The sequence below is a fragment of the Mesorhizobium sp. WSM4935 genome (genome assembly GCF_029625735.1).
GTDB lineage: Bacteria > Pseudomonadota > Alphaproteobacteria > Rhizobiales > Rhizobiaceae > Mesorhizobium.
This window is the reverse complement of sequence record NZ_JARTVR010000026.1, coordinates 15,014-38,077: the sequence shown is the minus strand read 5'-3', so window position 1 is coordinate 38,077 and position 23,064 is coordinate 15,014. Positions and strand designations below refer to the sequence as shown.

Below are 23,064 nucleotides of genomic sequence, written 5' to 3'. Positions count from 1 at the left end.
TCTCAGCTTTCCTTCGGCTCCAGCACCTGGCGGCCGCGGTACATGCCGGTCTTCAGGTCGATGTGGTGCGGGCGGCGCATTTCGCCGGAATTCTTGTCCTCGACATAGGTCGGGGCCTTGAGGGCGTCGGCCGAGCGGCGCATGCCGCGCTTCGACGGAGAGGTTTTTCTTTTTGGAACGGCCATGGATATGCTCCACTACATGGTCAAAATGCCCCGGCAACCCTCGCGAAAGGGCCGCATCGAGGCCATAATCTGAGAAAGTCGGGTGCCTATACACGCCTTGCGCCCTTTTGGCCAGCGCTGGCCGCGAATTTTTTTGAGCCGGCGCCGCTTCGTCCTAATCCAGGCAACCGACATACGCGCCTGAGCGACTGGCGCGCCGCTCGATCAGCGAGGCCAACCGCCGCAATCCCGGCCCGGGCTTCGCCGGATTGCGCGCGATGGGATTGGGCAGGCTGACGGCGAGCAGCGCCGCCTGCCTTCGCGACAATTGCTTGGCCGAGACGCCGAAATGATGCCGGGCGGCGGCCTCGATGCCGTAGATGCCCGGCCCCCATTCGGCGATGTTGAGGTAGATCTCCATGATCCGCCGCTTCGACATCACCGCGTCGAAATAGATGGCTAAAGGCAGCTCGACCACCTTTCGCACGCTGCCCAATGGCCGCGACCACAGAAAAAGGTTCTTCACTGTCTGCATGGTGATGGTGGAGGCGCCACGCGTCGCCTCGCCGGCCAGCGCATCGTCGACCACGCCGCGCAATTCGCCGAGGTCGACGCCGCGATGGAAGCAGAACTGCCCGTCCTCCGACATGATCACCGAATGCGCCAGCACCGGCGCTACGTCGTCGATCGACACCCAGCGCCGGTCGTAGCCCGAAAAGGTCACGAGGTCCTTCAGCATCAGCGTCGAGACCGGATGCACGAAGGACGGCAGGTAAAGGAAGGTGAGCACGACCGGTATGGCCGCCAAAACGATGGCGACGACCAGGCAGCGCCGGCCGAGGCGCCTCAGACCGGCGCGGTTCAGGCGCCGCGGCCGCGCCATGTCCAGCCCTTCGCTTCCATGTTCGACGATCGGTTCCGTCACGCCGTCCCACCCGTGCCTCGCCCCCATCGGCATAAAGGCGCGCGCCTGCTTGCGCAATGTCTGAGTGTCGGCTACCGGTCCCGGCCATGAGCAAAGACGACCAGATCGCCTTCGAAACCGCGCTTTTCATGCGCGCCGCCGCCGTCGAGACCGAGCTGCGCCGGATCCTCGACGCGCGTCCGCTCGCCGGCGAGATCGCGCGGCCGGAGCGCCTGATGGCGGCGATGCGCCACGGCGTGCTCAATGGCGGCAAGCGGCTGCGGCCTTTTCTGGTCCTGGAAAGCGCAGCTCTTTTCTCCGCCGATGGCGAGGCGGCGCTCCGTGTCGCCGCCGCGCTCGAATGCGTGCATTGCTACTCGCTGATCCATGATGACCTGCCTTCCATGGACGACGATGATCTGCGCCGCGGCCAGCCGACGGTGCACAAGGCCTTCGACGAGGCGACCGCGATCCTCGCCGGCGATGCGCTTTTGACTTTGGCCTTCGACATCATCGCCGACGAAGCGACCGCGCTGTCGGCCGAACGCCGCGCCACCCTCATTCTCGCACTTGCCCGCGCGGCCGGCGCCGGCGGCATGGTCGGCGGCCAGACGCTCGACCTTGAAGCCGCGCGCAAACGGCCGGACGAGGCCGGCATCATCACCCTGCAGGCGATGAAGACCGGCGCGCTGATCCGCTTCGCCTGCGAGGCCGGCGCGATCCTTGCCGGCGTGGCGCCCGCCGACCGGGAGAGGCTGGCGGAGTTCGGCTCGGCGATCGGCCTTGCCTTCCAGCTCGCCGACGACCTTCTCGACCTCACCGCCGACGCCAAGCAGATGGGCAAGGCGACCAACAAGGACGCCGCCGCCGGCAAGGCGACGCTTGCCGCGCTCAACGGCCCCGGCTGGGCGCGCGAGCAGCTCCACGGCCTGATCGAGCAGGCGCATGCCCTGCTCGAGCCCTATGGCGAAGCGGCCGAACTGCTCAAGCAAGCGGCGACCTTCGTGGCGACGCGCAGCAGCTGAACTGCGGCACGGGCGGGCGGCCGATGCCGACCCGGCACTAATCCTCTGCCCTCGGCGAGAATGCGCGATGCCGGCTTCCGGAAAGCGTAGCCACGAAGGAGCTGCCGGCTCTGTGTAGAGGCCGACAAAGGCTCCGATTGTTCGCTCCAGCCGAATACTGCTGTCGATAGCCGGGTGATTATCCGGGATCGGCAGCAGTCTATATCCGCTCCAGGACAACGAACGGAGATCGGTCCGGCCGATGACGCCTCGCCGGCCGCCTTCGTCCGGAGCTGTGATATCCAACCCGAAAGGAACCTGGAAATGCCCTTCGCCAACTTCAAGATGCCTGAGGCCGCCCTCACAAAGGCGCAGAAGGAGGACCTCGTCCACAAGACCACGCAGATGTTCGTCGACTATTTCGGCGAAGGCGTGCGTCCCTACACCATGGTGCTGATCGAGGAAGTTCCCGACGGAGGCTACGGCCGCGCCGACGAGGTCTTCATTCTTCCCGACGCCTACCGGGCCAAGGATAATGCCTGACTTGAACCGGGCGAGTCGCTTGCCGAGCAGCACGCCCAACTTTCCGTGTCGGGGCCGATACTCGCTTTGCCTCGGATCAGCTCTGGTTCGGCAAGCTCTGGAGGAAATCGATCATCGCGGCGTTGACCTCGTCCGGCCGCTCCTGCTGGGTCCAATGCCCGCATCCCGGCAGCATGAGGGTATCGCGGATTTGCGGGACGAAATTCCTGAGATTGGCCAGCAGTTGATCCATGCCGGGGAAGGCGACCACCAGGTCGCGGTCGCCCGCAATGTAGAGTGCTGGAACCCTGACCCGCGCGCCTGCAAAGGGCGCCATCAGTTCCCAGTTCCGGTCGATGTTGCGGTACCAGTTGAGACCCCCGGCAAAGCCGGTGCGCCGAAACTCGCCGGCGTAGAAATCGATGTCGCCTTCATTGAGCCAATGCGGCAGGCTCGCAGGCGCCTCGAGGGCTTGCAGAAGACCTCCGCCGTGCGGGACCATGGCCATTCCTGCGCCGCCGTCTGACGCATCTCCCGACACAGCGTAGAGCATGGTGCGAACCGTGGCCCGCGGGTCTCGTTCCAGCTCTGCCTCGGCAACGCCGGGCTGTTGGAAATAAAGCTGGTAGAATTGGGAATCCGCCGTTCGCGGCATGAGGCTGGTCGGGCGCGCCTTGGCGCGCGGCCGGAACGGCACGCTGAGGCCGATGACGGCGCGGAAGCGGTCCGGTCGCAGCAGCGCCGCATGCCAGGCCACGGCCGCGCCCCAGTCGTGGCCGACGATGACGGAGGTGGAGGCGTCGAGGGCGTCGAGAAGGCCCACCATGTCGCCGACCAGATGAAAGAGCGTGTACTGGTCGATCGCTTCCGGCCGATCGCTCTTGCCGTAGCCCCGCATGTCGGGGGCGACGGCGCGAAAGCCCGCCGCCGCAAGCGCGCTCAACTGATGGCGCCAGGAATACCAGGATTCGGGAAAGCCATGGCACAAAAGCACAAGAGGCCCGTCTCCGAGCTCCGCGATGTTGAGGCGGATGCCGTTGGTCTCGACTATTCGCTGTGCAGGTTCGCTCACGGCCGCCTCGCGTGCTGGTTTCCACCTCCGATACATGGCGGCTGGCCAGAGGCCGCAACGGCCGGCTGACCAATGGCGTGCCAAGTTTCGGAGGAGCGCATCTTGTTTGACTGTCTCAGGGACGGTCGCGGCAGTCAACGTCCGGTGTCAGGGAGCGCCAGGACGTCCATACGCTCGAATGGGTCTGGTGCTGCGCATCCATTCGTGCAAGATCGCCGGCTGACAAATGCCGGAGGATGCCGGGAACCAATGCTTAAGCTGCAAGCCTGGCTGGCCGACTATTGGGTCATTGGTGCAGGGTTCATGGCAGCATCGCTTATGGCGGCCGCGCCTGTTGTATCCCTTCCTCTGCCGGTGTTCCTGATCTTCCTGCACAGCCCGGTCTACATGGCCCATCAGGTCGAAGAGCACACCGGCGACCGGTTCCGCAAATTCGCGAACGAGCATGTCTTCAGCGGCCGCGACGCCCTTACCGTCGCCTCCGTTCTCGTCATCAACCTGCCGTTTGTCTGGGGCATCAACCCCTTGGCTCTTTATGCGGCATTCCTATGGGGACCCGCTTGGGGCCTGGTTGCCCCCTATGTCATGGTCGTGAACGCGCTCGCGCATCTCGTCACATCGGCGCGGCTCGGCAAATACAATCCCGGCCTCGTCACCAGCGTCGTTTTGTTTTTGCCGCTGGGCGTCGCAACGATCTGGATCATCGGCTGGACGGAAGGTCTTGCCCCGCCATTGGTCGGTGCAGCGCTCGCGATCCTGCTTCACCTGGCGATCATTGCGGTGGTGGCCGCCCGATACCGCTCTCTTGTCGCCGCCTCGTAGCATCTCCGGCGACGTCCAGCGCAGCAGCCCGGCCGATCAGCCTTGATCCCCGGCAAAACGTCCCTTTGTCCTCAATGGCACCACATTCGCGCTGGCCGGCTGTGTTGGCTCCGCGCCCGGTGCGGCGGCCGCCATATCGGCCCGCGGCAAATAGATCGTCACGGTCGTGCCCTTGCCAACTTCGCTGTCGATCGTGACCGCGCCGCCGGACTGCTGCGCGAAACCGTAGACCTGTGCGAGGCCGAGGCCTGTGCCCTTCTCGGGCCCTTTGGTCGTGAAGAACGGTTCGAAAACCTGCGGAAGCAGGTCTGGCGCAATTCCGATGCCTGTGTCGGTCACCCGTAATGCGACGAATTCGCCTTGCAGGCCGGCTGCGTTGTCGCCGCCGGATAGCAGCATGTTCTCCGCCGTGATCGTTACCAGGCCACCGTCAGGCATGGCGTCCCGCGCATTGAAGGCAATGTTGACGAGACCAAGCTCCAGTTCGCCAGGGTCGACCTTCACTGGCCAGGTTTCGGGTCCGACAGCGGCAACCAGCTTCACCGACTTGCGCATGGAGCCCGCTATCATTCCACGAACGGCTTCCACCCGCTCTGCCAGTGATACGACCTCGGCGCGGGCAGCATGCTTGCGCGAGAAGGCCAGCAGCTGGCGCGTCAATCCGGCGCCGCGCTGGAGCGCAAGCTCCACGGATTCGGTCGCCCGCTTCATTTCGGGATCGACGCCGGCGTTCTTCACCTTGCGGACGTAGCTGTCGACCACCGTGAGCAGGTTGTTGAAATCATGCACGATGCTGCCGGTCAATTGACCGAGCGCATCCATTTTCTGGGCATGAGCGCGTTGCGCTTGCGCCTGCCGGAGTGCGACCTCCGCATCGCGTCGACCAGTGATGTCGCGCGTGATCTTGGCAAAACCGATCAGCTCTCCTCGCTCGTCGCGGATCGGATCGATCACGACATTCGCCCAGAACAGCGTCCCGTCCTTGCGGACGCGATGGCCCTCGGTTTCGAAGCGTCCGTCGCGCGTTGCCGTATAGAGCGCGCGGCCAGGTAAACCGGCGGCGCGATCATGCTCCGTGTAAAAACGGGAGAAGTGCTGACCGATGATTTCTTCGGCCGTATAACCCTTGATGCGCTCCGCACCGGCGTTCCAGCTGGTCACCAGCCCGTTGGGATCCAGCATGAAAAGCGCGTAGTCGGTCACGCCGCTCACCAGGAGGCGGAACTGGCGCTCGCTTTGACGCAATGCTTCGTGCGCCGCACGGCGTTCGGTGATGTCGCGCGTAACCTTGGCGAATCCTTCGAGCTGGCCTGCGTCGTTATGAATCGGGGTAACGACAACCGACGCCCAGAAATGGCTGCCATCCTTGCGTACGCGCCAGCCCTCGCCTTCATACCGCCCGTTCTGCATGGCTGCTTCGAGGACGCGGAGCGGCGTGCCTTTTGCGCGTTCTTCACGGGTATAGAATTTGGAGAAATGCTGCCCCACGATTTCCTCGGCGGTGTAGCCTTTCAGCCGCTCGGCGCCAACGTTCCAATTGGTGATCGTGCCGCTTGGATCAAGCATGTAGATGGCATAGTCGGTCACGCCGTCGACTAGGATGCGGAAGCGCCGCTCGCTCTGCAGCAGCGACTGATGCGCGGCCACCCGCTCGGTGATGTCTCGCGTGATCTTCGCGTAGCCCAGGAGAACGGCGTTCCGGTCCACGACCCGTTGAACAACGCTACTCGACCAGAATCTGGTCCCGTCCTTGCGCACCCGCCAGCCCTCGGCCTCGTACCTTCCCTCCTCCTTTGCCGCGGCAAGCATCTTGTCAGGAACGGCGTTCGCCTGATCTTCGGCCGTGAAGAACCGGGAAAAATGCTGCCCCAGGATCTCCGGGGCCGCATAGCCCTTTATTTTCTCGGCGCCGGCGTTCCAGCTGGTGATGAAGCCCTCCGCATCAAGCGTATAGATCGCATAATCGGCAACAGCGTCGATGAAGAATTCGAGGCGATGGCTGTCGGAAAGATGTTGCGCGTCGGTTGTGGTCAGTGGCATTGTCCAACCCGCGTTCTACGCTCGCATAAGCAGTTCGTCCGATGACGCGTCAGCACCATAGGCGCGCCTATCCGGCATAGCAACAGGCTTGGACAATGGCGACACATTCATCCGCTCTCGCATCCAACCTGAGAAACCCGGGTTATTTGTACAGCTTTGCTCCGGAAAACGAGCCTGGAGACGAAGACGAGAATCCCGTCCCCCATGAACTCGGATCTGCCGAGCATGACGAACTCCCGTATAGGGTCGAGTTGTGGAACGCCGCCAAGAACGGGGTCGAACAAGTTCTTGCTGTCACGGCCAATGCCAGCATCGGCTACGCCGCTTACTACGCAGCGACGCGTGAGCATCCGGACCGCTACGTCACTTTACGACACAAGAACAATTTCGTTTCGAGATGGAACGGTCCGACGAATTAGGCAGAGGCCTGTCTATGACACGGAGCGCCAACTCTTCCCGTTCGGCAGAAGCGCTGCCCTATCGTGTCGAACTCTGGCACGCCGAAAGCCACGAGATCATCGAACGGGTTCTTGCACGCGCCGTTACAGCCCAGCTTGCCCGCGCCATTTTTCAAGCTGCGAGAGACGAGCATCCTCAACGGCGGATCACACTGCGCAAAGGAAACCGGATCCTCTCCGATACGTTGGATTGACGATCCGCCGGCCGGCTGCAAAGCACTGCCCGGATTCGCAATACGCCTGACTAGCCTGTCGCGGAAGCGATCCGTCGCCTTTGTATCGAGAAGCTGCAAGGGTCCGCCGCCCTGCCACACCAACGAAATCTTAATGTAAATCAAGCGTAATCCCGGCCATTAAAATTGTGCGTATGTGTTGGGGTTGCGCATGCCGGAATATTCTTCCTTTCTCCGGTCGATCCGGATCCGCTACATTTCGGGACTGCTTGTCTTCGCGCTGGCCTCGGCCGCCATCATGTTCGCGCTCAACCGTGTGAATTCGTACCGTCACGAGGTCGATGCCCTCAGCGGCAATTTCGTCATCTTCGCCCGCGACCTGCGCAACGCCACCAATTTCGCCGAGACGACCGGCACCGCCTGGCGCAGCGAGACGCGCGATGCGTTGACCGCCGCCGCGCGCGGCCATTCCGAACGCCTGATGGCCGAGATAGGCATCCTGAACGCCCAGCTTGCCACGATCAGGCCGCGCCTGTCGAAGGGCACCCTGAACGCGCTCGATACGTCTTCGGTCAACGGCGACCTGTTCTGGTCGGCGCGCGACATGGTGCGCAACTTCAACCTGATGGCGGTCGCCCAGAAAGTCGACGAGTGGAGCTACCGCGAAATCCGCAACCAGAACGACCTTTTCGCCCAGCCTATGCTGGTGAAGGTACGCACCGCGCTGGATGAGGAGCGTCGCCTCGCCGATGCCTCCAGCGACCGGCTGCTGCTGTGGGCGAGCGGCCTTTTGTTCGCCGTGCTCGCCATCGCGGCGGTTCTGATTTTCCGGCCGATGGAGAACGCTATCCGCCGCGCCTTCGCCGAGACCGCTGCGTCCTTGTTCAAGGCCGAGGCCGCCGACCGCGCCAAGTCGGAATTCCTCGCCAATATGAGCCATGAGATCCGCACGCCGATGAACGGCGTGCTCGGCATGGCCGAGCTGCTTGCCAAGACGGATCTGACGCCGCGCCAGAAGACCTTTACCGACGTCATCGTCAAATCCGGCAACGCGCTGCTCACCATCATCAACGACATCCTCGATTTCTCGAAGATCAATGCCGGCCAGCTGACGCTCGATCTCGCTCCCTTCCGCCTCGCCGAAGCGGTCGAGGACGTGGCGACGCTGGTATCGGCGCGCGTCGCCGAAAAGAACCTCGAGCTCATCGTGCGCGTCGACCCGCGCCTGCCGGCCTTCGTCGTCGGCGATGCCGGGCGCTTCCGCCAGATCGTCACCAACCTGCTCGGCAACGCCGTGAAATTCACCGAAAAGGGTCATGTCCTGGTCGATGTCGGCGGCGATGTCGTCGACGGCGTGGTCCAGCTCAAGGTCCGCGTCGAGGACACCGGCATCGGCATCCCGGCCGAAAAACTACAAAGCGTGTTCGAGAAATTCGCCCAGGTCGACGGCTCCTCGACCCGCCGCCACGAAGGCACCGGGCTTGGCCTCGCCATATCCGCCCGTCTCGTCGACCTGATGGGCGGCAAGATCGGCGTCGAAAGCGAGATCGGCCGCGGCTCCGTGTTCTGGTTCGCCGTGCCGCTGCCGGCGCACAGCCAGCAGTCGCGCGACGAGCTCGTGCCGGTCGACGTCACCGGCGCCCGGGTGCTGGTCATCGACGACAACCCGGTCAACCGCGAGATCCTGCTGGAGCAGCTCAGAAGCTGGAGCTTCGACTGCGCGGCGGCCGAAAGCGGTGCCGTCGGCCTCGCCTTCCTCGACCGCGCCTGCCAGCTCGGCGCCTCAGTCGACTGCATCATCCTCGACTATCAGATGCCCGGGATGAACGGCGCGGATGTCGCGAAAGCCATCGCCGCCGACAGCCGGCTTTCCTCCATCCCCGTCGTGCTGCTCACCTCGGTCGACCAGGTCGATTTCGGCAGGATGGTCATCGATTTCGGCATCGTCGCGCATCTCACCAAGCCGGCGCGTTCGGCGGTGCTGCTGGGCACCGTGATCTCCGCCATCCAGAAGGCGCGCACCCAGGGCGCCAAGGCGCATTTCGTGCGCGAGCCGGCCGCGGCGCAGGCGCCGCCGGCCTTCACCGTCATCCGCGGCCCGGCGGTGCCCGTGCCGGCGGCGCCGGAATCGACCGCCGCGCCGAGCGGTCCGATCGACATCCTGATCGCCGAGGACAATGAGGTGAACCAGCTGGTCTTCGGCCAGATCCTCAACGGCTTCGGCCTTAGCTACCGCATCGCCGGCAATGGCCGAACGGCGGTCGAGATGTATCGCTCGCTGCGCCCCCGCCTGGTGCTGATGGACGTCTCCATGCCGGAGATGAACGGCTATGAGGCGACCCGCGCCATCCGCGCCATCGAAGAACGGAGCGGCGATCACACGCCGATCATCGGCGTCACCGCGCATGCGCTGAAGGGCGACCGCGAAAAATGCATCGAAGCCGGCATGGACGACTATCTGCCCAAGCCGGTCTCGCCCGACCGCCTCGGCGCCAAGATCGGCACCTGGCTCAGCGAGACGGTGGCGGCGAAGACGGCGTAAATTGCCTCCATCGCATAATACTTACTGGCCAACGATCAAACGCAGAGTTCCTTCGCGCCCGGTTGCGCTGCCAGCGCCTCCAATATCCTCGCGACGCGAGCTATCGGTTGCGCATCACCACACACGCTCCGCCGACGCTTTGCAGCTTGTTGCAGATGCCGTTGGCCTCGGCCCGCGAGTCGGCGCCGATCCTGACCGCATAGATGCCACGCCGGCCGATCGGCGTGCGCACCCGGCTCACCACCGGGTCATGGCTGGCGAGCAGCGCCGGGAACCGGCTTTTGACCCTTAGCCATTGGCCGATCGCCGCCGAGCGGCGGAAATTGCCGGCCACCTGCACGCCCCACGGCTTGACGTTGATCGATGCCATGGCGACGGTCCGTGACATGATCACGGGCAGCCGGCGGCAGGCGACCGCGAAGCTCATCTTCGGATCGAGCGGCTGGACGGTGCCGGCATAGGATTTGTCGGAAAACTTGTCGACGGGCTCGCCCATGATGTCGAAGACATAGCTTTCCGTCTCCATCGGCAGAAAGCCGCCGGAGGCGAGCCAGCGCGATACACGGTTCTCGCCGGCATTATAGGCCGCCGCCGCGAGGCCGAGATTGCCGTAGCCTGCCTTCATCTCGGCGAGATATTTCGCCGAGGCGGGGATCGCCTGCTCGATATCGAAGGAATTGGCAAGTCCGCGCATCTTGGCGGTGCCGGGCATGAATTGCGCGATGCCTTCGGCGCCGACCGGGCTCACCGCATTCGGGTCGAAGCGGCTTTCCTTCCAGATCAGCCTGGCGAAGAAATCCTTGGGCAGGCCATTCTGTTGGGCCTGGGTTTCGATCAGATCGCAGACACGGTTGATCAGCCGTTTGGCAGCCGATTTCGACTGCGGCGGGTCGGCGGATGCCGCCGCCACCCAGCTCAAGGTGCAAAGCAAGGCCAGGATCACCGCGAGGAAGCGCTGCATCGGCCTACTCGGCCGCTGCTTTGCCGTGCCCGTAGCGCTGCTCGATATAGTCGGCGACCATCTTCTCGAAATCCTGCGCGATCGAGGGGCCGCGCAGCGTCGCCGCCTTCTTGCCGTCGATGAAGACCGGCGCCGTCGGCGTCTCGCCGGTGCCGGGCAGCGATATGCCGATATCGGCATGCTTGGATTCGCCGGGGCCGTTGACGATGCAGCCCATCACCGCGACCTTGAGGTTCTCGACGCCGGGATATTTCTCGCGCCACACCGGCATGTTCTTGCGGATGTCGGCCTGGATGCTCTGGGCGAGCTCCTGGAAGACAGTGGACGTGGTGCGGCCGCAGCCGGGGCAGGCCGCGACGATCGGCACGAACTGCCGGAAGCCCATGGTCTGCAGCAGTTCCTGCGACACCTGCACCTCGCGGGTGCGGTCGCCATTCGGCTCCGGCGTCAGCGAGATGCGGATCGTGTCGCCGATGCCCTGCTGCAGCAGGATGCCCATCGCCGCCGAAGAGGCCACGATGCCCTTGGTGCCCATGCCGGCTTCGGTGAGACCGAGATGCAGCGCGTGGTCGGAGCGGGTGGCGAGCTCGGTGTAGACGGCGATCAGGTCCTGCACACCGCTGACCTTGGCCGACAGGATGATCTTGTCGCGGCCAAGCCCGATCTCTTCCGCCATCTCGGCCGACAGGATCGCCGACTGGACGATCGCCTCGCGCGTGACCTCCTGCGCGGTGAGCGGTGAGCCCTTCGCCTGGTTGTCGTCCATCAGCCGGGTCAAAAGCTCCTGGTCGAGCGAGCCCCAATTGACGCCGATGCGCACCGGCTTGTCGTGTTTGATCGCCGTTTCGACGATCGCCGCGAACTGGCGGTCCTTCTTTTCCTTGAAGCCGACATTGCCGGGATTGATGCGGTATTTGGCCAGCACCTCGGCGCAGGCCGGATGGTCGGCGAGGAGCTTGTGGCCGATATAGTGGAAGTCGCCGACCAGCGGCACGTCGATGCCGAGCCGTAGCAGCCGCTCATGGATGCGCGGAACCGCGGCCGCGCTCTCGTCGCGGTCGACGGTGATGCGCACGATTTCCGAGCCGGCGCGGTGCAGCGCCGCGACCTGGGCGACGGTCTGGTCGACATCGGCCGTGTCGGTGTTGGTCATCGACTGCACGACGACCGGGGCGCCGCCGCCGACGATCACGCCGCCGACCGACACACCGACCGACATTCGCCGCGGGAAGGGAGAGGAAAAATATCCGGTCATGCCGGCCGCCTTCATCTGAAAGTTCCGGGCATGAGGTGGCGGAGCAAAGATGGCTTGTCAATGGCAAGCGCCGGGCAAGGCCAGCAAATCCGCTGCTCCCGATCGGCCGCCATGCGGCTCGAAGGAGCATCGGGTCACGAGATACGCGCCCAAAACGGTGAGGAGATTCAGTACAAATCACCAAGCCGGTGGCATTTCTTGCCACCGGGGAGGCTGCACCGCGGCGGGAGCGGTTATGGTGCCTAGAGGAGTTTCAGTGTGCGGTCGGTTTCGCCTTCAGCTTTTCAATCTCGTCCTTGATTGCCAACTTGCGCCGCTTGAGAGTGGCGATCTCGAGGTCGTCTACCGAAGGATGGTTCATCGCGTCGATAAGTTCGCGCTCGATATCGCCGTGCTTTCGCTGCAGCTCATCAAGATGGGATGCAAGAGACATGATTGGTTCTCCCTTTCATGGTTTCCTCGATTGCAGCCGTCACAGGCACGTCCACCGCAGGTTGCGACTGTGACGGCACCATGACAGTTTGCCACCAACCGATCTCGATGTCGAATGCCACGTGGTAGCATTCCACGACAAAGTGAAATGTGATAAGGGCTGCGCGCCGGCTACAAACAGACACACCGGCCCCGCCCAGACAGCCCGCTTGGGCGATGCATACGCAGACGGTAGATAATGTCCGAACAGGAACAGGCTGAAATACGCCTCGAATATTCCCGGCTCAAACAGGAACACGCCGATTTCGACGCCGCCATCAACGCGATGATCGCCACAGGCTGTGACCCGCTTCAGATCCAGCGCATGAAGAAAAAGAAGCTGATGCTGAAGGACCGGCTGTCGGCGCTGGAAGACCGCATCATTCCCGACATCATCGCCTGAGCGGGCAGCTTCCCCGCTCTCCGCCTAGCAATTCCAGGAAAAGTGTGAGCGGTTTCCGTTCGGAATTGCGTAAAAACAAGGAGATAGAGCGGTTAGCCGTTTCCGTGAAACGGTGAAACGCTCTAAGAGATAGAAAGCCGGGCGGCGCGTTCACGCAGCAGCGCGACCAATTCGCCGGTCCGCGCCTCCGATGTGTCGATCGGGACCACCAGGCACATCGTCGCCTCGACCTTGCCAGGCGCCGAGAACACGGGCGCCGCCAGGCATTTGGTATAGGCGTCGACCAGGCCTGACGTGACGCAATAGCCGGTGACGCGCGCCCGCGCTATGTCGTCGATGAAGTCATCGAGCTCGACCTTGCGGCCGTCCGGCAGCACGAGATCGTCTTCCGTGACCATCGCTTCGATCCGGCTGCGATCAAGACCGGCCAGCAGCAACCGGCCGGACGCTGTCCATGGCAGCGGGATCTGCAGGCCGGTGGCCGAGCTGATGCGGAACGGCCTGGTGCCCGGGCTTGAATGGATGATGGTGTATCGGCCGGTCTGCAGCATGCAGAGCTCGGACGTCTCACCGGTCTCGCGCGACAGCGCGTCGACCTCCTGGCGGCCCCGCCTGAGCAGGTCGTTGCCGCGCATATAGGCCATCCCATAGAGATAGAGCTTCTTGCCGAAATAGACGCGATTGCCGTCTCCGGCCATTTCCAAGAGCCCGGCTTCGACCAGCTCGCGCACCAGCGTGTAGGTGGTCGAGCGCGGCGCGTTCAGCCCCTTTGCCAGTTCGCCGATGGCGATCGCGCGCTGGTTGGCGTGCAGGAACTCCAGCATGTTCAGGACCCTGTTGAGACCCTTCTCGCGCGAGCCCGCCGGCCGCTCTTCGCCCGCGCCCTCGCTCGGCCACCCGGTCAGCGCTTCACTCTCTTGCATTGTCGATTCCTGGTGCTAGTATCTGTCTTGTACAGGATACACACGTCTCTTGTAAGAGACAATCGCTGATTGCGGTGCGTATTTCTGTTGCATTGGGGAACACATCATCAAAGGAGGTCGCCGTGAACGACACATCCGGCAGACGTGATTTTCTGAAACTGGGAATGGCGGGGCTGGCCACCGCCGGCGCGCTCACCGCCGTCAGCGCCGAGAAGGCCGCCGCGCAAGCCGCGTCCGACAGCGTGCTGCGCACCGCGCTCGATCGCGGCAAGCTGATCGTCGGCACCGGCAGCACCAACGCGCCGTGGCATTTCGAGAACGACGCCGGGGAATTGGTCGGCATGGACATCACCATGGGCCGCATCCTCGCCAAGGGCCTTTTCGACGACCCGACCAAGGTCGAATTCGTCACCCAGGACCCGGCGCAGCGGATCCCGAACGTGACGACCAACAAGGTCGACATCACCATCCAGTTCATGACCATGACCGCGCAGCGCTCGCAGCTGATCCATTTTTCGCGACCCTACTATGTCGAAGGTGTAGCGCTGCTGACGCTGCCCGGCTCCGAAAACAAGACCTTCGACAAACTCTTGGCGAATGGCGCCAACACGCGCATCTCGATCCTGCAGAATGTCGACGCCGAAAGCTCGGTGCATTTCGCCCTGCCGCAGGCGCAGGTGATGCAGATCGACACCCAGGCCAACGTCCTGCAGGCGTTGGAATCCAAGCGGGTCGACGCCGCCGCTGTCGATCTGTCGACGGTACGCTGGCTCGCCTCGCGCAATCCCGACAAGTATTTCGACGCTGGCAAGAGCTGGTATTCGATGCTTTACGGCGCCGCCGTCAGGCAAGGCGACCTCGACTGGCTGACCTATGTCAACCAGACCTTCACCATCGCCATGTTCGGCCACGAGACGGCGCTCTATGACGCCGCCTTCAAGGAATATTTCGGCCAGGAGCCGCCGCCGCGCCATCCGGGCTTCCCGGTCATCTGACCGGGCGGAATGACAAAGCCGGCGGAAGGGCGTTTACCGCGCTTCCGCCTGTTTCTCCTCGACTCGGCCGTGGGGTGACGAAACCTGTCTTCGTCGCCACGAGCCATTGAGACGGATGCATGGGCTACACGCTCAATTTCAACCTGATCTGGCGGCATTTCGACAAGCTGTGGGGCGGGCTCTTGCTCAGCCTCGAGCTTGCCGTCATCTCGATCGCCATCGGTATCGTCATCGGCCTGGTGCTGGCCGTCTGGTATGTCTCGGCCGGGCGCGTCGTGCGCGCCATCATCGCGGCTTACGTCGAATTCATCCGCAACGTACCGTTGATCCTGCTGGTCTACCTCGTTTTCTACGGCGTGCCCACGGTCATAGACTTGGCCTACAGTGCGCCCACCTCTTTTGTCCTGACGCTATCGGTCTATAGCGGCGCCTATCTGGTCGAGGTGTTCCGCTCGGGCCTGGAAGCCGTGCCGCGCGGCCAGCTCGACGCCGGCAAGGCGATCGGCCTTACTCCATGGCAGCGCCTGATCCATGTACGCCTGCCGACGATGCTGCGTATCACCCTGCCGGCACTGTCCAACACCTTTATCTCGCTGTTCAAGGACACCTCGATCGCCTCGGTGATTTCGGTACCCGAGCTCACTTACGGGGCCCAGTGGATCAACTTCAACACCTTCCGCATCGTCGAGGTCTATCTGGTGACGACAGCGATGTATCTGGTGACCGGCTATACCTTGCTGTTTGCGCTCAGGCTGGTCGAGCGCCGGTTCAGGACGGCGCGCTGAGATGCTGAGCCAGATCCTTTATGCCCTGCCGTTCCTTGCCGAAGGCTTCGCCGTGACCCTATGGGTCTCGCTGCTGGTCGTGGTCCTGTCTTTGATAGCCGGAGTCCTGCTGGGCGTCGGCCTGGTCTACGGGCCGGCGCCGCTGCGCTGGGTGGTTCGCATCTTCTCGGACACCATCCGCGGCATCCCGATCCTGGTGCTGATGTTCTTCGTCTATTACGGCCTGCCCGCGGTCGGCGTGCATCTTCAGTCCTTCTGGGCCGCGGTGCTGGCGCTGACCTTGTTCAAGACGGCACAAGTCGTCGAATATGTCCGCGGCGCCGTCGCGTCGATTCCAAAAGGCCAGTCGGAAGCGGCGATGGCGATCGGCCTCACCTTCCGCCAACGCCTCACCTCGGTGATCTTCCCGCAGGCCTTCCGCCGCTTCCTGCCGCCCTGGATCAACGGCGTTACCGATGCCGTGAAGGGCAGTGCGCTGGTGTCGCTGCTCGGCATCACCGACCTGATGCAGGCGATCAATCAGGTCATCGGCCGCACCTATGAGGCAATGCCGCTCTATATCCTCGGCGCCCTGATCTATTTCGCCGTCAATTATGCGCTCTCCTATGCCAGCCGCAGGCTGGAGCGGCGCTTCGCCTTCATCCGGGACTAACGCCATGGCCACCAGCTCCAACAACAGCCCAGCGCTTCTCGACATCGCCGAGGTCTCGAAATCCTTCGGATCTGTCGCCGTGCTGCGTTCGGTCAGCTTGCAAGTGGCCAAGGGCGAGGTGGTCACCATCATCGGCCCTTCCGGCAGCGGCAAGACCACGCTGCTGCGCTGCGTCAACTTCTTGGAAAGCTATGACAGCGGCTCCATCCGCATCGACGGCAAGGAGGTCGGCTTCCGCCCCGGTCCTGCTCGCAACTCCGGCACGCGCCAGCGGCGCAGCGAACGCGATTTGGCCGCCATGCGCGCGGAGACGGGCATGGTGTTCCAGAGCTTCAACCTGTTTCCGCATCTGACGGCGGCCGGCAACATCATGCTCGGGCTGACCAAAGTGCGTGGCAAGAGCCGTTCGGAAGCGCGCTCGATCGCCGAGCATTGGCTGGGCCGCGTCGGCCTCGCCCACAAGGCCGACAGCCTGCCCGCCGAACTGTCCGGCGGCCAGCAGCAGCGCGTCGGCATTGCCCGCGCCGTCGCCATGGAACCGAAGATCCTGCTGCTCGACGAGATCACGTCGGCGCTCGATCCGGAGCTCGTCGGCGAGGTGCTGGCCGTGGTGAAGAGCCTCGCCGAGGACGGCATGACGATGGTGATGGTAACGCATGAGATGGCCTTCGCCCGCGACGCCTCCAGCCGCATCGTCTTCATGGCCGATGGCGGCGTCTCGGCGGTCGGGCCGCCGAAGGAGATCCTGGCTGCGGAGACCACCAACGAGCGCCTCCGCACATTTCTGGCGCGTTTCCGCGCCTCGCAGTTCTGAAAGCGGATGGCTGGCCATCCAGGGAGTACCCTTTCCATGTCGCCTTACATACGGCTCACCGAACTCGGCCTGACGCTGCCCGAGCCGCCCACGCCTATCGCCAATTTCGTAACCCATGCCGAGAGCGGCCGGCTGATCTTCCTCTCCGGCCAGGGGCCATTGCGCGCCGACGGCACGCTTTGCACCGGCAAGGTGGGCGATGACGTCACCGTCGAGCAGGCCTATGAGCATGCCCGCCTCACCGGCCTCAACCTGCTCGCCGTCATGCATGCCGCGGCAGGCGATCTCGGCCGCATCGTGCGCGTGGTGAAGCTCCTCGGCTTCGTCAACGCGACGCCGACCTTCAGCGACCACCCCAAAGTGGTCAATGGCTGCTCTGACCTCTTTGCCGATGTCTTTGACAAGATCGGCGGCCATGCCCGCTCGGCGATCGGCGTCGGCTCGCTGCCGCGCAACATCACCGTCGAAATCGAAGCGGTCGTCGAGATCGCCGCCTGACTTAACGGAGTCCACTCACATGAAAACCTATTCCGACGCAGGCTCCAACACCACCATCCGCGAGCGGCTGGGCTTGAGGCCTATCATCAATGTCTCGGGCACGATGACGGCGCTGGGCGCCTCGATCATCGTTCCCGAAGCGATCAGCGCCATGGCCGAGATGGCCTCGCAATGGGTGGAGATGGACGATCTGCAGCGAGCCGCGAGCGCGGTGGTCGCGCGCCTCACCGGCGGCGAGGCCGGCTTCATCACCGCCTGCTGCGCCTCGGGCATCACCATGGCGATCGCCGGCGCGATGACCGGTACCAATCTTCTGGCCATCGAGCGGCTGCCGGACGACACGGAAGGGCTGAAATCGGAAGTCGTCATCCAGCTCGGCCATATCGTCAACTATGGAGCGCCGATCGACCAGTCGATCCGCCTCGCCGGTGCCAAAGTCATTCCGGCTGGCACCGTCAGCGTCACCCAGGATTATCATGTGCGCGAGGCGATCAATGAGCGCACGGCGGCCGCCCTCTATGTCGTCGCCCACCACACCGTGCAATACGGCATGCTCTCGCTTGAGGAGTTCTGCGAAATTTGTCACGCCAAAAATATTCCGGTGATCGTCGACGCGGCCTCGGAGTATGACCTGCGCGGGTTCCTCGCGCGCGGCGCCGACATCGTCGTCTATAGCGGCCACAAATTTCTGAGCGGCCCGACCAGCGGCATCGTCACCGGCCGCAAGGACCTGGTCCGCGCCGCCTATCTGCAGAACCGCGGCGTGGCGCGCGCCATGAAGGTCGGCAAGGAAAGCATCGCCGGCACAATGGCGGCGCTCGACGCCTGGGAGAAACGCGACCATGCCGGCATCCGCCGCCGCGAGGAGGCAGCGCTCAATCTGTGGAAGGACGCGCTCCAGGGCATTCCCGGCATCGGTGCTGAGATCATCCCCGACCCGACGAACAATCCTCTCGACCGCCTGCAGGTCTTCGTACGCCCGGAAAGCCGCTTCACGGCCGCCGGGCTCGCTTCCGCCCTCGCCGCCGGCGCGCCGCCTGTCATCGTGCGCAATCACGAGGTCGAGCGCGGCCACTTCTTCCTCGACCCCTGCAACCTCCATCCGGGCGAGGCCGAGATCGTCGCCGAGCGGTTGCGCGCCGTGCTCACTGCGAAGGACCGGCCGGCCGACGCGATGAAAGCGGCCCGCAAGGATTCCTCAGGCGCGCTGCGCTGGCCGGACTAGCACGGACGCATCGACAATCCTTGCGGCTACCGCCGAATTCCGCTAAGGCGCGCCTTTGCCGCCGGGGAGTGGAACCTTGACCGATCAGCGTGCCGACGTCGCCATCATCATGGGCAGCCAGTCCGATTGGGCGACGATGCGCCAGGCCGCGGAAACGCTGGAGGCGCTGGGCGTCCCGCACAAGAGGCTGATCATCTCGGCGCACCGCACGCCCGACCGTCTCTATGAGTTCGCCAAGGGCGCCAAGGCCGCCGGCTACAAGGTGATCATCGCCGGCGCTGGCGGAGCGGCGCATCTGCCCGGCATGACGGCGGCGATGACGCCGCTGCCCGTGTTCGGCGTTCCGGTCGAGTCCAAGGCGCTGTCGGGCCAGGATTCGCTGCTTTCCATCGTGCAGATGCCGGCCGGCATTCCGGTCGGCACGCTGGCCATCGGCAAGGCGGGTGCTGCCAATGCAGCGCTTCTCGCCGCCGCGGTCCTGGCGCTCAACGATGACAAGCTCGCTGCCCGGCTCGACGCCTGGCGCGCGGCGCAGACCGCCAAGGTTGCCGCCGAGCCGACGGACGCGCCGTGAGCCTGGCGCCCGGATCGACCATCGGCATCATCGGCGGGGGCCAGCTTGGCCGCATGCTGGCGATGGCCGCCGCCCGCCTCGGTTACCGCATCGTCGTGTTGGAGCCCCAGCCCGACTGCCCGGCCGCGCAGGTCGCGAACCACCAGATCGTCGCCGCCTATGATGATCCGGCGGCGCTCGCCGACCTGGCCGCCGCCAGCGCCGTCGTCACCTATGAATTCGAGAATGTCCCGGTCGCGGCGGCCGAAACGCTGACGGCAACGGTCCCGGTCTATCCGCCGGCCGGCGCGCTCGAAGTCGCGCAGGATCGCCTCACCGAGAAAAGCTTCCTCAACGGCATCGGCATCCCGACGGCGGAGTTCCAGCCGGTCGACAATGACGACCAGTTGACCGAGGCGCTGAAGAAATTCGACGGCACCGGCGTGCTGAAAACCCGCCGCATGGGCTATGACGGCAAGGGCCAGCGTGTCTTCCGGAATATGCCGACCGGCGGTTTTGCCGGGGTCTGCGAGGCGATGGGCAATGTGCCGCTGATTCTGGAATCGCTGGTCGCTTTCGAGCGCGAGATCTCGGTGATTGCCGCGCGTGGGCTGGACGGCTCGGTCGCGGCTTACGATCCGGCCGAAAACGTTCACCGCGAAGGCATTCTGCGGACATCGACCTTGCCGGCCGGCATCGGGCCGCAAACCGCTTCGGCGGCAAAGGATGCGGCCGCGAAAATCCTCTCCGCGCTCGATTATGTCGGCGTCATCGGCGTCGAGTTTTTCGTGCTTGCCGACGGCTCGCTTCTGGCCAACGAGCTGGCGCCGCGCGTGCACAATTCCGGCCACTGGACGGAAGCAGCCTGCGTCGTCTCGCAATTCGAGCAGCATATCCGCGCCGTCGCCGGCCTGCCGTTGGGCTCGCCTGCCCGCCATGCCGATTGCGTGATGGAAAACCTGATCGGCGACGACATGCTGAAGGTGCCGGCGCTGCTCAACGAGCCCGAGCTGATGCTGCACCTTTACGGCAAGGCCGAGTCGCGCCCCGGCCGCAAGATGGGCCATTTCACGCGCCTCATCAGGCCCCGATAAGCGTCCCTTACTGCATGTTCTGGTCGTCGGCCGCGTCCGAGCCGGCGCAGCTCGGATCGCTGAGCTTGCAATTGGCGTCGGAGGTGAGTTGCTTGATGCGCTCGTTGGTGAGCTTCGTCAGGCACTGCGAAACCTCCATCGGATGGATGGAGCCGCCCTCGCTGTCGGCGGTCGAATAGGCGCATTCGGCATCGCGAAAAGCGATCCAGGCGCGTTGCGCCGTCTGCAGCAGCTTGTTCGAGGCCTGATCGTTGCTGCCGACGATGTTCTTGTAGGCGGCATTGAGCTTGGCATCGGCCGCCTGATAGTCGGCATCGGCGCAGATGTTCAGCATCGACTGGCTGTCGTCGTTGCGGTCGCAGTCCTGCGCCCCAGCGGCCGGGACTGTCGCAAGCAAGACCAGACAGACAGGCAAAAGCAGGCGGCGCATTGCAATCCCCGGTCGTTTCGCACGGATCGCACCATTCCAGCGACCCTTGAGTCGCGCAATGCCGCGCCGCGCGGATGGCAGATATTTTGATATGCCGCGCCACTTGTGGCATTCGGGCATCGTCACGTGGTTGACACGGACAACGCTCCTCGTTTATGAGCCACGCCAAGTTCAAGGGCGCGCTTTTTCCGGGCGCGCCTTTAAAATTCGGCCCGGGACGGGCCCTGACCGAACAGGCAAGACCATGAAGATCAAGAATTCGCTCAAGGCGCTCAAGGCGCGTCACCGCGACAACCGGCTGGTTCGCCGCAAGGGACGCATCTACATCATCAACAAGACCGCTCCGCGCTACAAGGCGCGCCAGGGCTGAGCCTTGCGCGCGGCTTGATGCATGTCGCCCGAAAGGAAGCGGCATGCGAAGAGACCAGGCCGCGCTGATGTCGAATGCCGGTTCGCCGGCGCTCTCACGCTAAAATCACTTTGACGATCCGCCGTCGGGGACTAGATTCCGGCGATGCGGATTCTTTTTGCGTTTTTCACGGCCTTTTTGCTTTCCGGCACGGCTTTGCCCGCAGGGGCTGAAGAGGTGCCAGGCGCGCTCCCTCCGGATGCCGCTCCGCCGCCAGCCGCCACGCCGCCACCGGCCGCCCCGACCAAGCAGGGCCGCCTCGACCAACTCTTCAGCGAGTTGAAGCGCGAGCGCAACGAAAAGGCCGCCGAGCGCATCGCCGGACGCATCTGGAACGAGTGGAACCAGTCGGGCAGCGCCTCGATCGACCTGATGATGCAATGGGCGCAAAAGGCGACGGAAGACCAGAAATTCGACGTCGCCCTCGACTTCCTCGACCAGGTCGTGACCTTGCAGCCCGACTATGCCGAAGGCTGGAACCGCCGTGCCACCGTGCATTTCCTGATGAAGAATTACGGGAAGTCGATGGCCGACATCGACCGCACCTTGCAGCTCGAGCCGCGCCATTTCGGCGCGCTTTCGGGCCTCGCCCAGATCATGGCCGAGACCGGCCACAAGCAGTCGGCGCTGGAAGCCTGGCAAAAAGTGCTGGCGATCTACCCGATGATGCGCAGCGCCCAGAACCAGGTCTCGACGCTTTCGGAAGAGCTGGCGGGTGAGGGGATTTAAAGTAGGGCAATAAGGGAGTAGGGCAGTAAGGCAATAGGGAAAGTGGCACCCCTACTGCCCTACTGCCCTAAAGTAATTCCGCTCCGCTCCCGTATCTCCCCCGCATGAACCTCACCTGCGCTGCCCTCCTCGTCCTCGTCGCGTTCCTCTTCGCCCTCGCCGGCGTCACCCGCGCCGGCGTCCGGTCGATCGAGCGCCGCAACCCGCCTGTCGGCGCATTCGCCGAGATCGAGGGCGCGCGCATTCACTACGTCCATGTCCCGGCGCCGGTCGGCGCGGACCTGCCGCCGGTCGTGTTCATCCACGGCGCCAGCGCCAATCTCAAGGACCAGATGCTACCGCTGAAGCCGCTGCTCGAGGGCCGCGCCGAGATGCTGTTCTTCGACCGCCCGGGCTTCGGCTGGTCGGAGCGCGGCGACAATGAGACACTTGCCGCGCAGGCGGACACGATCGCCGCGCTGACGGACCGCTTGGGCATCGCAAGGGCGGTCGTCATCGCCCATTCCTTCGGCGGCGCGATCGCTACCGCCTTCGCCCGCCGGCATCCCGAGAAGACGCAAGGGTTGGTCTTTCTCTCGCCCGCAACACATTCCTGGCCGGGCGGCGCAACCGCCTGGTATTACAAGCTGACGGCCATTCCGGTAATCGGCTGGCTGTTTTCCGAAACGCTCGCCTATCCGGCCGGCATGCTGCGGATCGGCGATGCCACCGCTTGCGTCTTTTCGCCCAACAAAGTGCCGGAGTTCTATATCGACGACGCCTCGATCCCGCTGGTGCTCAGGCCATCCGCTTTCCGCGCCAACGCCCGCGATGTCGCCCAGCTCTATGACTATGTCCGCGCCGCCGCGCCTGCTTATCGCGAGATCAAGGCGCCGACCATCGTGATCTCGGGCGATCGCGACAAGGTGGTCTATGCCACGATCCATTCCGTCGGCCTCGAGCGCGACATTCCCGGTGCCGAGCTGGTCTGGGTTGCAAATCTCGGCCACAAGCCCGACTGGATCGCGCCCGACCTCGTCGTCGGCGCCGTTGCGAAAGTGGCCGGCGCGCCGATCGACCTGCAAGCCGTGGCCAGCGTTGTGGAAAGCCGCATCGCCGGTGACGCGCAAGGAGCCGGCAGGTACCCGGAACTCAAGGTGCCGGACGCGGAGCTGGCGCCAGGCTGA

The 23,064-nt window shown here is 64.3% G+C and carries 27 protein-coding genes; 18 read left to right on the top strand and 9 right to left on the bottom strand.

Annotated features, from left to right (window positions below):
• Positions 1-2: 2 nt before the first annotated feature.
• Both rpmF and P9273_RS30985 read right to left on the bottom strand, forming a co-directional pair.
• Positions 3-185: a 50S ribosomal protein L32 gene (rpmF, locus tag P9273_RS30990; RefSeq protein WP_006203806.1), complete on the bottom strand. Its 183-nt coding sequence runs from the start codon at positions 183-185 to the stop codon at positions 3-5.
• A gap of 154 nt (positions 186-339) precedes the next feature.
• Positions 340-1,047, bottom strand: coding sequence for a biosynthetic peptidoglycan transglycosylase (locus tag P9273_RS30985; RefSeq protein WP_278052369.1), 708 nt, complete (start codon positions 1,045-1,047; stop codon positions 340-342).
• A gap of 128 nt (positions 1,048-1,175) precedes the next feature.
• Between P9273_RS30985 and P9273_RS30980 the strand changes: the two genes are divergently transcribed.
• Positions 1,176-2,093 (top strand): polyprenyl synthetase family protein, encoded by a 918-nt coding sequence (locus P9273_RS30980; protein WP_442920278.1) that lies wholly within the window; start codon positions 1,176-1,178, stop codon positions 2,091-2,093.
• 303 nt (positions 2,094-2,396) lie between these two features.
• Positions 2,397-2,615: a tautomerase family protein gene (locus P9273_RS30975; RefSeq protein WP_040998830.1), complete on the top strand. Its 219-nt coding sequence runs from the start codon at positions 2,397-2,399 to the stop codon at positions 2,613-2,615.
• Between the two features lie 76 nt (positions 2,616-2,691).
• Here P9273_RS30975 and P9273_RS30970 read toward each other — a convergent pair whose 3' ends face one another.
• Complete coding sequence (locus P9273_RS30970; RefSeq protein ID WP_278052339.1) at positions 2,692-3,666, bottom strand: alpha/beta fold hydrolase; 975 nt, start codon at positions 3,664-3,666, stop codon at positions 2,692-2,694.
• A gap of 249 nt (positions 3,667-3,915) precedes the next feature.
• On the opposite strand from P9273_RS30970, the gene P9273_RS30965 reads away from it, so the two are divergent.
• The gene (locus P9273_RS30965; RefSeq protein WP_278052338.1) at positions 3,916-4,488 is read left to right on the top strand and encodes an HXXEE domain-containing protein; all 573 of its coding nucleotides are present in this window, start codon (positions 3,916-3,918) and stop codon (positions 4,486-4,488) included.
• Positions 4,489-4,524: 36 nt separating this feature from the next.
• Here the strand turns inward: P9273_RS30965 and P9273_RS30960 are convergent, their stop codons facing one another.
• Positions 4,525-6,528, bottom strand: a complete 2,004-nt coding sequence (locus P9273_RS30960; RefSeq protein WP_278052337.1) for a hybrid sensor histidine kinase/response regulator — start codon at positions 6,526-6,528, stop codon at positions 4,525-4,527.
• Positions 6,529-6,623: 95 nt separating this feature from the next.
• Between P9273_RS30960 and P9273_RS30955 the strand changes: the two genes are divergently transcribed.
• The 3 genes from P9273_RS30955 to P9273_RS30945 all read left to right on the top strand — a co-directional run bounded on the left by P9273_RS30955 (position 6,624) and on the right by P9273_RS30945 (position 9,701).
• Positions 6,624-6,947, top strand: coding sequence for a hypothetical protein (locus P9273_RS30955; protein ID WP_082045150.1), 324 nt, complete (start codon positions 6,624-6,626; stop codon positions 6,945-6,947).
• A 14-nt stretch (positions 6,948-6,961) separates the two neighbouring features.
• The gene (locus tag P9273_RS30950) at positions 6,962-7,180 is read left to right on the top strand and encodes a hypothetical protein (protein ID WP_278052336.1); all 219 of its coding nucleotides are present in this window, start codon (positions 6,962-6,964) and stop codon (positions 7,178-7,180) included.
• 190 nt (positions 7,181-7,370) lie between these two features.
• Complete coding sequence (locus tag P9273_RS30945; RefSeq protein ID WP_278052334.1) at positions 7,371-9,701, top strand: response regulator; 2,331 nt, start codon at positions 7,371-7,373, stop codon at positions 9,699-9,701.
• Positions 9,702-9,801: 100 nt separating this feature from the next.
• Here the strand turns inward: P9273_RS30945 and P9273_RS30940 are convergent, their stop codons facing one another.
• The 3 genes from P9273_RS30940 to P9273_RS30930 all read right to left on the bottom strand — a co-directional run bounded on the left by P9273_RS30940 (position 9,802) and on the right by P9273_RS30930 (position 12,350).
• Positions 9,802-10,662 carry a lytic transglycosylase domain-containing protein gene (locus P9273_RS30940; protein WP_278052332.1) on the bottom strand — a complete coding sequence of 287 codons (861 nt, stop codon included), beginning with the start codon at positions 10,660-10,662 and terminating at the stop codon, positions 9,802-9,804.
• 4 nt (positions 10,663-10,666) lie between these two features.
• Positions 10,667-11,917, bottom strand: coding sequence for a flavodoxin-dependent (E)-4-hydroxy-3-methylbut-2-enyl-diphosphate synthase (gene ispG / locus P9273_RS30935; protein ID WP_278052330.1), 1,251 nt, complete (start codon positions 11,915-11,917; stop codon positions 10,667-10,669).
• Between the two features lie 253 nt (positions 11,918-12,170).
• Entirely contained in the window at positions 12,171-12,350 is a 180-nt protein-coding gene (locus P9273_RS30930) for a YdcH family protein (protein WP_040998838.1), read from the bottom strand.
• A 237-nt stretch (positions 12,351-12,587) separates the two neighbouring features.
• Here P9273_RS30930 and P9273_RS30925 point away from each other — a divergent pair, with 237 nt between their 5' ends.
• Positions 12,588-12,791: a YdcH family protein gene (locus P9273_RS30925; protein WP_040985243.1), complete on the top strand. Its 204-nt coding sequence runs from the start codon at positions 12,588-12,590 to the stop codon at positions 12,789-12,791.
• A gap of 122 nt (positions 12,792-12,913) precedes the next feature.
• On the opposite strand, the gene P9273_RS30920 is transcribed toward P9273_RS30925, so the two are convergent.
• Positions 12,914-13,714, bottom strand: coding sequence for an IclR family transcriptional regulator (locus tag P9273_RS30920; protein ID WP_278052325.1), 801 nt, complete (start codon positions 13,712-13,714; stop codon positions 12,914-12,916).
• A gap of 122 nt (positions 13,715-13,836) precedes the next feature.
• On the opposite strand from P9273_RS30920, the gene P9273_RS30915 reads away from it, so the two are divergent.
• From P9273_RS30915 to P9273_RS30880, 8 genes are all read left to right on the top strand, one after another.
• Entirely contained in the window at positions 13,837-14,709 is an 873-nt protein-coding gene (locus tag P9273_RS30915) for a transporter substrate-binding domain-containing protein (RefSeq protein WP_040998842.1), read from the top strand.
• A 119-nt stretch (positions 14,710-14,828) separates the two neighbouring features.
• Entirely contained in the window at positions 14,829-15,494 is a 666-nt protein-coding gene (locus P9273_RS30910) for an amino acid ABC transporter permease (RefSeq protein ID WP_040998844.1), read from the top strand.
• Between the two features lies 1 nt (position 15,495).
• Positions 15,496-16,146, top strand: a complete 651-nt coding sequence (locus P9273_RS30905) for an amino acid ABC transporter permease (RefSeq protein WP_278052322.1) — start codon at positions 15,496-15,498, stop codon at positions 16,144-16,146.
• A gap of 4 nt (positions 16,147-16,150) precedes the next feature.
• A complete protein-coding gene (locus P9273_RS30900) occupies positions 16,151-16,960 on the top strand; it encodes an amino acid ABC transporter ATP-binding protein (protein ID WP_278052321.1) in 810 nt (269 codons plus the stop codon).
• 36 nt (positions 16,961-16,996) lie between these two features.
• Positions 16,997-17,458 (top strand): RidA family protein, encoded by a 462-nt coding sequence (locus tag P9273_RS30895; RefSeq protein WP_278052320.1) that lies wholly within the window; start codon positions 16,997-16,999, stop codon positions 17,456-17,458.
• A gap of 19 nt (positions 17,459-17,477) precedes the next feature.
• The gene (locus P9273_RS30890; RefSeq protein ID WP_278052318.1) at positions 17,478-18,683 is read left to right on the top strand and encodes an aminotransferase class V-fold PLP-dependent enzyme; all 1,206 of its coding nucleotides are present in this window, start codon (positions 17,478-17,480) and stop codon (positions 18,681-18,683) included.
• A 76-nt stretch (positions 18,684-18,759) separates the two neighbouring features.
• Positions 18,760-19,257 (top strand): 5-(carboxyamino)imidazole ribonucleotide mutase, encoded by a 498-nt coding sequence (gene purE, locus P9273_RS30885; RefSeq protein ID WP_278052316.1) that lies wholly within the window; start codon positions 18,760-18,762, stop codon positions 19,255-19,257.
• Positions 19,254-20,330: a 5-(carboxyamino)imidazole ribonucleotide synthase gene (locus tag P9273_RS30880; RefSeq protein ID WP_278052314.1), complete on the top strand. Its 1,077-nt coding sequence runs from the start codon at positions 19,254-19,256 to the stop codon at positions 20,328-20,330. Before purE ends, P9273_RS30880 begins: the two co-directional genes overlap by 4 nt.
• A 7-nt stretch (positions 20,331-20,337) precedes the next feature.
• Here the strand turns inward: P9273_RS30880 and P9273_RS30875 are convergent, their stop codons facing one another.
• Positions 20,338-20,760 carry a lysozyme inhibitor LprI family protein gene (locus P9273_RS30875; protein WP_278052313.1) on the bottom strand — a complete coding sequence of 141 codons (423 nt, stop codon included), beginning with the start codon at positions 20,758-20,760 and terminating at the stop codon, positions 20,338-20,340.
• 244 nt (positions 20,761-21,004) lie between these two features.
• Between P9273_RS30875 and ykgO the strand changes: the two genes are divergently transcribed.
• From ykgO to P9273_RS30860, 3 genes are all read left to right on the top strand, one after another.
• Positions 21,005-21,130 (top strand): type B 50S ribosomal protein L36, encoded by a 126-nt coding sequence (gene ykgO / locus P9273_RS30870; RefSeq protein WP_040974291.1) that lies wholly within the window; start codon positions 21,005-21,007, stop codon positions 21,128-21,130.
• Between the two features lie 144 nt (positions 21,131-21,274).
• Positions 21,275-21,898: a tetratricopeptide repeat protein gene (locus P9273_RS30865; protein WP_278052303.1), complete on the top strand. Its 624-nt coding sequence runs from the start codon at positions 21,275-21,277 to the stop codon at positions 21,896-21,898.
• A gap of 104 nt (positions 21,899-22,002) precedes the next feature.
• Positions 22,003-23,064 carry an alpha/beta fold hydrolase gene (locus tag P9273_RS30860; protein ID WP_278052302.1) on the top strand — a complete coding sequence of 354 codons (1,062 nt, stop codon included), beginning with the start codon at positions 22,003-22,005 and terminating at the stop codon, positions 23,062-23,064.